General features: G+C 60.8%; 6 protein-coding genes. 2 read left to right on the top strand and 4 right to left on the bottom strand.

Annotated features, from left to right (window positions below; all coding sequences use genetic code 11):
* Positions 1-2,203, top strand: a 2,203-nt coding sequence (locus ACE1EY_RS10850) for an error-prone DNA polymerase (protein WP_370300167.1), incomplete at its 5' end; no start/stop codon positions are given.
* Here the strand turns inward: ACE1EY_RS10850 and ACE1EY_RS10845 are convergent.
* A complete protein-coding gene (locus ACE1EY_RS10845; RefSeq protein ID WP_291512915.1) occupies positions 2,200-3,030 on the bottom strand; it encodes an ATP-binding protein in 831 nt (276 codons plus the stop codon). The genes ACE1EY_RS10850 and ACE1EY_RS10845 overlap by 4 nt on opposite strands.
* Positions 3,027-3,575 (bottom strand): heme NO-binding domain-containing protein, encoded by a 549-nt coding sequence (locus ACE1EY_RS10840; protein ID WP_291512916.1) that lies wholly within the window; start codon positions 3,573-3,575, stop codon positions 3,027-3,029. Before ACE1EY_RS10840 ends, ACE1EY_RS10845 begins: the two co-directional genes overlap by 4 nt.
* Before the next feature lie 246 nt (positions 3,576-3,821).
* Here ACE1EY_RS10840 and ACE1EY_RS10835 point away from each other — a divergent pair, with 246 nt between their 5' ends.
* The gene (locus ACE1EY_RS10835) at positions 3,822-5,168 is read left to right on the top strand and encodes an NAD(P)/FAD-dependent oxidoreductase (RefSeq protein WP_291512917.1); all 1,347 of its coding nucleotides are present in this window, start codon (positions 3,822-3,824) and stop codon (positions 5,166-5,168) included.
* Here ACE1EY_RS10835 and arsC read toward each other — a convergent pair.
* Positions 5,165-5,518: an arsenate reductase (glutaredoxin) gene (gene arsC, locus ACE1EY_RS10830; protein ID WP_291512918.1), complete on the bottom strand. Its 354-nt coding sequence runs from the start codon at positions 5,516-5,518 to the stop codon at positions 5,165-5,167. The two genes, ACE1EY_RS10835 and arsC, sit on opposite strands and share 4 nt — an antisense overlap.
* 48 nt (positions 5,519-5,566) lie before the next feature.
* On the bottom strand, positions 5,567-6,331 hold the full coding sequence (gloB, locus tag ACE1EY_RS10825; protein WP_291512919.1) for a hydroxyacylglutathione hydrolase: 765 nt from the start codon (positions 6,329-6,331) through the stop codon (positions 5,567-5,569).
* Positions 6,332-6,345 lie beyond the last annotated feature (14 nt).

Here is a 6,345-nt window from a genome sequence, read left to right as displayed (position 1 = left end):
CATAGAGCACGAACTCAGACTCATCGCCGACCAGGAGTACGAGTTCTTCTTTCTTACCGTTCACGAGATTGTTGAATGGGCACGTTCACAGAACATCCTGTGCCAGGGACGTGGTTCGGCTGCCAATTCGGTTGTTTGCTATTGCCTGGGTATTACCTCCGTCAACCCGGAGGAGCACGAATTACTGTTTGAGCGCTTTATCTCACGAGAGCGCAACGAACCACCGGATATCGACGTCGACTTCGAACATGAACGCCGTGAAGAGGTCATCCAGCACATTTACCGCAAGTACGGACGCGACCATGCGGCACTCGCGGCCACGGTGATCTGTTACCGCCCCCGCTCAGCGATACGCGACGTCGGAAAGGCATTGGGCATGAGCCTGGATCAGGTCGATCAACTCTCCAGAACACTGCAATGGTGGGATGACGATACCGATATCGATACGCGTATCCGCGAAGCTGGTCTGGCACCCGACACCCCCATTATCCGACGCCTGAAACGGCTGGTCGGCCAGTTGGTTGGATTTCCCCGCCACCTGTCACAGCACGTTGGCGGCTTCGTGATCAGCGATGGCCCGGTTCACGAACTTTGCCCCATCGAAAATGCATCGATGCCTGGCCGCACGGTTATCCAATGGGACAAGGACGACCTGGAAACGTTGGGCTTGCTGAAAGTCGATGTTCTCGCGCTTGGCATGCTCACCGCCATTCGCAAATGTTTCGACCTGATTAACGAGCACCACGGCAGGCAACTCAGCCTTGACCGCATTCCCCGGGACGATGCGGCTGTTTACGACATGATCTGTCAAGCCGACACCATCGGCGTGTTCCAAATTGAGTCCCGCGCTCAAATGTCCATGCTGCCCCGCCTTCAACCCCGAAAATTCTACGACTTGGTCATTGAAGTCGCGATTGTGCGACCCGGCCCGATTCAGGGCGACATGGTCCATCCCTATCTGAATCGCCGGTCCGGCAACGAGCCGGTGAATTATCCCAACGACGCAGTCAAGGCCGTGCTGGAACGGACACTCGGCATTCCCATATTCCAGGAACAGGTGATGGAACTCGCCGTCGTAGCCGGAGGATTTTCGCGCGGAGAATCCGATCAGCTACGGCGCGCCATGGCGGCCTGGAAGCGCAAGGGAGGGCTTGGACCCTTCGAGAAGAAGCTCAAGGACGGCATGATGAAGAACGGCTTGAGCCAGGCATTTGCAGACCGGATCTTCGAGCAAATCAAGGGATTTGGGGACTATGGGTTTCCAGAAAGCCACTCGGCCAGCTTTGCCTTGCTGGCCTATGCCTCAGCCTGGCTTAAATACCATTACCCTGGCGCCTTTACGGCGGCTCTGCTCAACAGCCTACCGATGGGGTTTTATCAGCCCGCCCAATTGGTCGGCGATGCCAACCGCCATGGGGTCGAAGTCCGCCCTGTTGATGTTTTGAACTCCGGCACACAAAGCACGCTGGAACCATCCGTTCATAGCCGAGGCGGTGTTGCGCTACGCCTGGGGCTGGATCGAATCAAGGGGCTGGACCAAGCGGCTGCGAAACGCATCGTGCAGGCCCGTCTTTTGGAGCCCCCCCCCGACAGCGTCCAGGCAGTCGCTCGCCAAGCTCGATTGAGTCGCTCGCAAACCGAGGCTCTTGCAGCCTCTGGAGCACTTAACAGCTTGGCCACTCATCGGCATCGTGCATTCTGGGATGCCGCCGGCGTTGAAACGGCGATGCCCTTGTACGGCCAACCCCAATTCACCGAAGGCGCGCCCTTGCTACGGATTCCGAGCGAGGCCGACAACATCATCTCCGACTATTCGAGTATCCAACTGACGCTAGGCCGTCATCCGGTGGCGTTACTGCGCGGCAAACTTGATGCCCTGCACGCACAATCCGCAGCGCAACTCGCTGACGGAGAGACTGGCAATCCCGTCTGCATCGCAGGCCTGGTGATTAATCGGCAGCGGCCGGGCACAGCGTCCGGAGTGATCTTTATGACGCTGGAAGATGAAACCGGTTCAACAAACCTAATCGTCTGGCCCAAAGTGGTGCATGCCTACAGAAGCGCCGTGCTGCACAGCAGATTCATCGTGGTGCGTGGTCAGCTGCAGCGCGAAAACAACGTCGTCCATGTCATCGCACGTCAGCTTCAGGATTACTCCCACTGGCTGGGAAAGCTCAACGCCAAATCCCGCGACTTTCACTAAAGAGAGTCAACCCGCGCGGCAACAGGCTTCGGCAACCACACACGAAACGTCGCACCCTGTCCGGCCTCGGACACGACATCGAGCCGTCCCGTGTGACGTTCGACAATGCGGGCACAAAGCGCCAGCCCGATCCCGGAGCCGGGGTATTCGTCCGCGCTGTGCAAGCGGGTGAACATCTGGAAGATCTTGTCCTGGTAGGCCGGCTCGATGCCGATACCGTTATCCGCGACATGAACACAAACCTGGGCGTCCTCCTCCGTCGCGCTGATCCGCAGGACGGGCGAGACATCGGGCCGCGCGAACTTGCAGCCATTGCTGATCAGATTCTGAAACAACCGAGTCAGCAGCCCCGCATGCCCGGAGACTTGCGGCAGCGTACCCATATCAATGACCGCGCCCTGCTGGTCAAGCATGGCGCGCAGGCGATCGCAGGCATCATCCACCACCTGCGAAAGCGCCACCGGTTCAAAGGCCATCTCAATGCGATTCGCCCGCGAGAACTGCAGAAGATCCTCGATCAGATTGTCCATCTGTCCGATGGCTTCGTGAATCAGTTCCAGAAACTCTCGCCCGGCGTCGGACATGGCCCCGGACTCCTTGCGCTGAAGCAGGTCGGAAAACCCGGCGATGGTGCGCAAGGGAGCACGCAGGTCGTGCGACGCGGCGTAGGCGAAACGCTCCAGTTCCTCATTGGAGCGGCGCAATTCGAGATTGCGTTCGTGCAGCTCTCGCGCCTTGGCTTCCAGCAAGGACTCGGCCGCTTCGCGGGCGGCACGCTCGCGCGCGAGTTTGCGCCGCAACAGCGATAGCTCTTCGGTTTCGCTCACGCAGCCACCGGCAGGATGTCGAACTGCGCGGCGGTACCCTGACCATCCGAGAGATCTCGCATGCGCACGTCCAGGGGGTCGCCGAAGTGCGCGATGCAGCCCCGGATCAGACCATGCGCAAACGGCGCCAATGGCCGACGTGATCGGTAGACCATGCTCAAGCGATCAGCCTCGCGCAGCGCATACTCGAAACGAGGCAATTCGGCATCCGGATAAAGCTTGAGGACCTCGACATGAATCGAGCTTTCGATGGCCGCGAGAAATTCGATGGCCGAGTTGGCGGATCGGATCAGGTCGGGAAAGCGACGGACGAACACCCCAAACAGATGCTCACCGAATCCCGTGAGGATGGCGTCCATGGATTGGTCGGCGGAACGCGCCAGGGCACCGACGTAACCAACCATTTCCATGTGATCGTAGTTGCCGACTGCGGTATACGCGCCGGCGTTTTCCGGGCGCACGGCTTCGAGCAAACGCTCGACCGTGGCCAGGCCATGTTGCTGCTCGACCATGTCGAAGAATTCGGTGAAGACTATTCCCTTCATGTGCGGTGACCCGGCAACCCCATCATTCCAACACGCCGGAACCCGACGGTTGTTCCCTGTAAACGTTAGCGCAGCGCGCAGCAAAGAGATGTGAACAAACGAGTAGAACGCCGCCCACAGCATTCGCATGGATCGTTCGCCCCTTCACAAGGGTCTGAGCTTACAAGCAGGCCGTCGGCGCAAGCTCAAATCCGCGCCGTGTTAACCTGCTGCACTGCAGCATTCAGACATCGGAGGTCTTCAACCATGCCGCAACAGACTCCCAAACCATCAGACAAACATCGTGTTGTGATTGTCGGCGGGGGGTTCGGGGGATTGTTCGCCGCACGCGCGCTCGGGCGCAGCGGTTACGACGTCACACTGCTGGACAAGCGTAATTTTCACCTGTTCCAGCCCTTGCTCTACCAGGTCGCCACCGGAACGCTGACGGTGGGTGACATCTCCACCCAGCAACGCGTTGTCCTGCGCAAGTACGCGAACGTGCGCACGCTGCTCGGCACGGTTTACGACGTGGATGTCGACCGGCAAATCGTCTACTACGACGGCGGTGAAGCGCCCTACGACACACTCATCGCCGCCACCGGCGTCAAGCATCACTACTTCGGCAATGACCACTGGCGCGAGCACGCGCCGGGGCTGAAGACGGTCGAACATGCGCTGGAAATGCGCCATCGCCTGTTTCGTGCCTTCGAGGAGGCGGAGAAGGAACCCGATGCGGAGCGTCGACGGCGCCTGCTGACCTTCGTGATCGTGGGCGGTGGTCCCACCGGGGTCGAGCTGGCCGGTGCGCTCGGCGATCTGACGCAGCGCGTCATGGTCGGCAACTTCCGTGCAATCGACCCGCGCGACGCGCGCATCATCCTGGTCGAAGGCACGGAAAACATCCTGCCGGCCTATTCGGACGACCTGCGCGCCGCTGCGAAGCGGATGCTGGAAGAGCTCAAGGTGGAGGTCCGCACCAACAGCATGGCGAACGACGTCACCGCGGACCATGTCCGGATCAAGTTGCCGGACGACAGCACCGAAACCATCGAAACCGACAACGTGCTGTGGGCGGCCGGTGTCACGCTGTCCCAGTTCGGTCGAACGCTGGGCACACGCACCCAGGGCGAAACCGACCGCCCAGGCCGCCTGGTCGTCAACGAGTGCCTGCAAATGCCCAGCCACCCGAACATCTTCGTCATTGGCGACCTGGCCTGTGCCCCGGATGGCAAGGGCGGCACCTTGCCCGGCCTGGCGCCGGTCGCCATGCAACAAGGCAAGTACGTGGCGAAGTACCTGAAGCGCCAGGCCAAGGGGAAAGCCGCCAAGCCGTTCCGGTATAGCGACAAGGGTTCGATGGCGATCATCGCCCGCTACCGCTGCGTGGGCGAAATCTTCGGCTGGAAGGTCAAGGGCGCATTCGCCTGGATGGTCTGGTCACTGGTGCACATCGCCTCATTGATCGAACCCGATCAGCGCATGACCGTGACCATTCAGTGGCTGTCGCGGTTTTTCGGCACCTCGGCGGATCGCCTGATCACCGGCAACCCGCCGAAGACAACCGAGGTGCAGGCCGAGCACGGCGTCGAGCTCGAACGGAAGGCGAGTTAGGCAAGCAGCACGTCGACATTTTCGGGCGGCCGCCCGATCACCGCGCGGTCGCCCGAAACGACAATCGGACGTTCCAGCAGCTTGGGATGCTCGACGAGCACCGCGATCCAGGCATCGTCAGAGCGATCGTCTGCGGCAGACAGCCCCAGCTCCTGCGCCATCGGTTCCTTGAACCGGATGATGTCAGTCACGGCCACGCCGAGCTTGCCGATCAACGCTTTCAGCGTCGCCGCATCCGGCGGCGCATCCAGGTACTTCACGATCGCGTGAGGACTGCCGGACTCTTCGACCCTTGCCAGGGTTTGCCGGCTCTTGGAGCAGCGGGGATTGTGGTAGATGGTCAGTGTCATGCTGCGCTCAGTCGTTTCGAGGACCACCATTTTAGGGCAGCACAGCCCTCAGAACTGGTCCTTGCGTCGCCGGATCTCGGCGAATGCCTCATGAAACGGCGCACCGCTCATGCCGATGGCGGCTTGCACGCCGGCGTCATCGGCGCGCAGAAATGGGTTGGTGGCGCGCTCCAACGCAATCGTGGTCGGCACGGTGAATTCACCACTCGCACGCCGGGCATCCACCCACTGCGCGCGCGCCTGCAATTCCGCATTGCCGGCGTCCACACTGAGTGCGAAGCGCGCGTTGGCCTGCGTGTACTCATGGGCACAGTAGATTACGGTCTCCTCCGGCCAGTCGCGCAGGCGCGACAGCGAAGCCCACATCTGCTGCGGCGAGCCTTCGAACAGGCGTCCGCAGCCCATGGCGAACAGCGTGTCGCCGACAAACGCTTTCTGCGCGGCAGCAAAGTGATAGACGATATGTCCCAAGGTGTGACCAGGCGTATGAAGCACCTGCGCCTGACACTCACCAACAGCCACGACATCACCCTCGTCGACAGTGCGGTCGATGTTCGGGATCCTGGCGGCTTCGTGCACTGGCCCCACGATCTCGCAGTCGTATCGTTTTTTGAGCATCGCGTTGCCGCCAACGTGGTCCGGATGCCAGTGAGTATTCAGGATCATGTGCGAGGGCCAGCCCAGATCATCCAGCTGCCGGACGATGGCGTCTCCATCCGGAGTGTCGATGCAGGCGACGGTGCCGGTCGCGTCATCACGGATCAGGAATCCGTAGTTGTCGGACAAGCACGGAAACTGATGAACTTGAAGCATGATGTCTCGACGGC

Source organism: Abyssibacter sp., assembly GCF_964229365.1.
Lineage (GTDB): Bacteria > Pseudomonadota > Gammaproteobacteria > Nevskiales > OUC007 > Abyssibacter.
Note: the sequence above shows the minus strand (reverse complement) of the source record. Positions and strands in the feature narration are given on the sequence as shown.

Coding starts and splice junctions, on each gene's coding strand:
- arsC (WP_291512918.1), bottom strand. CDS start 5,518: ATGACACTGACCATCTACCACAATCCCCGCTGCTCCAAGAGCCGGCAA.
- ACE1EY_RS10840 (WP_291512916.1), bottom strand. CDS start 3,575: ATGAAGGGAATAGTCTTCACCGAATTCTTCGACATGGTCGAGCAGCAA.
- gloB (WP_291512919.1), bottom strand. CDS start 6,331: ATGCTTCAAGTTCATCAGTTTCCGTGCTTGTCCGACAACTACGGATTC.
- ACE1EY_RS10835 (WP_291512917.1), top strand. CDS start 3,822: ATGCCGCAACAGACTCCCAAACCATCAGACAAACATCGTGTTGTGATT.